Below are 3,336 nucleotides of genomic sequence, written 5' to 3'. Positions count from 1 at the left end.
TACGTTGGGGGTAGGCGCTGGAACTAGACATAAAAGGTGACTCCTAAGAGCCACCTTTTTGTTATGTTATTTCTACTTTTTCCTTTAATCCTTTTTCAAATTCAGTTATGTTTAGCGGTTTATGAATATAGAAGCCTTGAGCATAATGGCAATTTAATTCTTTCAGAAGTTCAATTTGTTCCTTCGTTTCGACTCCTTCAGCCACTACCTTCACTTCTAAGCCATGCCCCATTGTAATAATTGCCTTCACAATAGCAATATCATACGTATCCACGCGCAAATTATTTATGAATGAACGATCAATTTTTAAAGTGTTAATAGGCAAATCCTTTAGGTAGCTTAATGAAGAATAACCTGTTCCAAAGTCATCGATCGACACCTTAACTCCGAGTTTTTGAAGCTCCCTCATGATCGGAATACTATAATCAATATTCGTTAGCATTGTACTCTCTGTCAGCTCAAGTGTTAAATACTGAGGCTCTAGTTTGGATTCGCTTAAAGCTTGTTTTACATCATTCATAAAGCCTGGCTGCTGAAACTGGTATGCTGACACATTCACTGCAACTGATAACTGATTACTTCCAAGTGTTTGCCACTTTTTATTCTGCAAACAGGCTGTCCGTAGCACCCATCTTCCAATCTCTTGAATAATGCCCGTCTCTTCTGCAAGAGGGATAAAATCTGCTGGAGATACGAGACCAAGCTTAGGATGATTCCACCGAATAAGCGCTTCACTGCCAAAGATTTTCCCGGATTCTAAATCGATTAACGGCTGAAACATTAGATAGAATTCATTTTTCTGCAAAGCTTTACGTAAGTAGCTCTCGAGCTCGAGTCTACTCAGCGCCTGCTCATTCATTTCAGTCGAGAAAAAAGTAATTTGATTTCCACCCTTGTCTTTTGAACGATTTGTCGCAATATCGGCATTTTTCAGAAGCTCATGTTCATCTGTACCATCCTCTGGATAAAAACTGACCCCAATACTTGCGGTAACAAAGAATTCTTGATTTTCATGGTGAACTGGTTTTGATATTTCCAATAAAATAGATTTCGCTGCTTTCATTACCTCTTCTACTTGCGCTTCCTTTGTGAGTATGACTGTAAACTTATCTCCGCCAAATCTCCCAATGTATGATCCGCTCGGGAGAACTTTTTCGATTCGAAAAGCTATATCCTTTAAAATCATATCTCCCGCAAAATGTCCAAGGCTATCATTGATTAACTTAAAACGATCAATGTCGATAGAAAGAACGGAAAGCATGCGCTTTTTCCTTTTTGCCCGCTGAAGCATTTGTTCAAGCTGCTCAGTAAATCTCATTCGATTTGGAAGTCCTGTATCATGGTCAAAATTCGCTAGTTCTGTAATCTTTTCTTCGATCTTTTTTTGCTCTGTCATGTTTTTTCCAATAACATATATTCCGACACATTCGCCATTAACTGTAATGGGAATATTTTTAAATTGAAATAAATTCATTTCCCCTGATTTGGATATGAGAGTAGCATTATAGTATTGTTCTTTGCCCTTTATCGCCCTGAAAAAGTGCATTCTTACCTTTGGAATGTCCTCGCTTAATACAATTTTAAAAGATGATGCACCCGTTATCTCATCATGACGATAGCCAAACACGTCGTCAAATGAAGGATTCACATTTGTAAAGTGTCCTTGTAAATCAGTTGAATAAACAATATCTGTATGATTATTAAAAAGAGATTGATGGTATTGCTCAGAAATAGTCAAGCTTTCATGCAATTGCTGAAAATCTTCTTGTGAGGATTCCATCAAACGTGTAAGTGATGCTAAGGTTTTCAACTGTTCAGGCATCGAATATTTAAATGAAAGACCACGATTCTCCCGCTTTTCAAGCGATTGTTCTGACAGGGATAAGTACGTAAGAGATTGGCCTCCAAGCTGGGCCTTTCCTTCGTTTCCCGCTATTACCTCCCCATTTGAGAAGAAACCATTAGCTGGAGCAATACTCTGAAGCATCATTAGTTCTTTTTCTGAAAAATCTCGTGCAAACCGTTTTCTCGACAAGCTATTGTAGACAAAAATAGTTTCTACCGTTTTTTTTGCTAATTGCCTAAACCCCTGTAATGTTTGATCAATAGTTGCTTCTATATTTGGGAAGGAGAAAGTAAGTTTATCTCCTTCGGATACATTCCTGCTGACACGAATGGCCCCATTTTTCAAAATATCCATTATAAATAAAGAGACTTTCCCATCTTTTTGACTAATCATGAAAGGGAATTCAAATCTTGAATTAGAAATATCTTTAATAAAGCCTTCGCCCAAATAATGTTTTAAGATTTGCAAAGGTTTTTTCTTATCTAATGAATAGACAATATCACCATTCGACTTCGTAACGGTAAAAGCCTTTCCAACTTCCTGCCATTCAAAATGGCTTTGAACCTGTGCAAAAAGCTGTTTGCTTCGAAGAGCTACTCCTGCAACTCCCTGGCTCGTCAAATCCTCTCCCGCTATTGAAAAGGAATCTGAATTCGCGCCTGTATTTCCTGCAAGACCGCCTGACACGATAAGCTGCGGATTACCATCAAGGATCCCTTCTAATAGTGATTGAGAATCGATTTTATCCCCAACAGGAAAAATAATCAGTACTTTCGTATCAAAATCGATAATTTGCTCAGCTAACCTTTTTCCCATGTCATAACTGTTTTCAAAAGATTCCTGATGAAGCAAAGTAGACTTTACTTCTGTTTTATCAAATACAGTAAAAGAAAGAATCGTCTTATTTTCTGTGATATTTCCTTCAAAAATCTCACCTGATGCTGAACACCCAATAACTGCAGCAAGAGGCACCATTTTTTTTATGATGCTTTGCAAGTTAAATAGAGAATCCCTGTCATCTATCCCTGAAAAAACTTGAACAAGGAGGCTAGGGTATTCTTTTAGTTCATGCATATCTATAAAGCTATTTAATTGATGTTCATCTTCATAAATACATGTTATTGTTTTCGCCATAGCTCCACCACTAATTCTGTTACATATTTATATGATAAAAATACCATAAAAACCGAAATGTTGATATGTCTAAAAAAAGAAAAAGCTGCCTTTTTAGCAGCTTTTTACTAGAAAATTGACAATTTTTATCAAAAATTGTTTTACATGAGGAAAGTTAATGGAAGTTTAACAAATCCTAAGTAAAGAACGAGGATAAAAGTTACAAGGAACAATAACCAAAACATTGTAGTTTTCTTTCCCTTAACCGAACGGACAATAATCATTTCCATCATACCGATTACTACAATTCCAAGTAATGACTTTAAGATATAAAGCGAACTGATGTTAATTTTACTTAATATTACTACACCTGTAAT

The 3,336-nt window shown here is 36.5% G+C and carries 2 protein-coding genes; both read right to left on the bottom strand.

What is annotated here, in order from left to right; all coding sequences use genetic code 11:
- Window positions 1-61: 61 nt before the first annotated feature.
- Window positions 62-2,980 (bottom strand): EAL domain-containing protein, encoded by a 2,919-nt coding sequence (locus V7149_RS23860; RefSeq protein WP_335348062.1) that lies wholly within the window; start codon window positions 2,978-2,980, stop codon window positions 62-64.
- 140 nt (window positions 2,981-3,120) lie between these two features.
- Window positions 3,121-3,336, bottom strand: a 216-nt coding sequence (locus tag V7149_RS23855; protein WP_335348061.1) for a DUF1516 family protein, incomplete at its 5' end; no start/stop codon positions are given.

Origin of the sequence: Bacillus sp. JJ1503 (assembly GCF_036965125.1) — a bacterium.
In the GTDB taxonomy this organism is placed as follows: Bacteria; Bacillota; Bacilli; order Bacillales; family Cytobacillaceae; genus Cytobacillus.
This window is presented reverse-complemented; position numbering and strand designations above follow the sequence as displayed.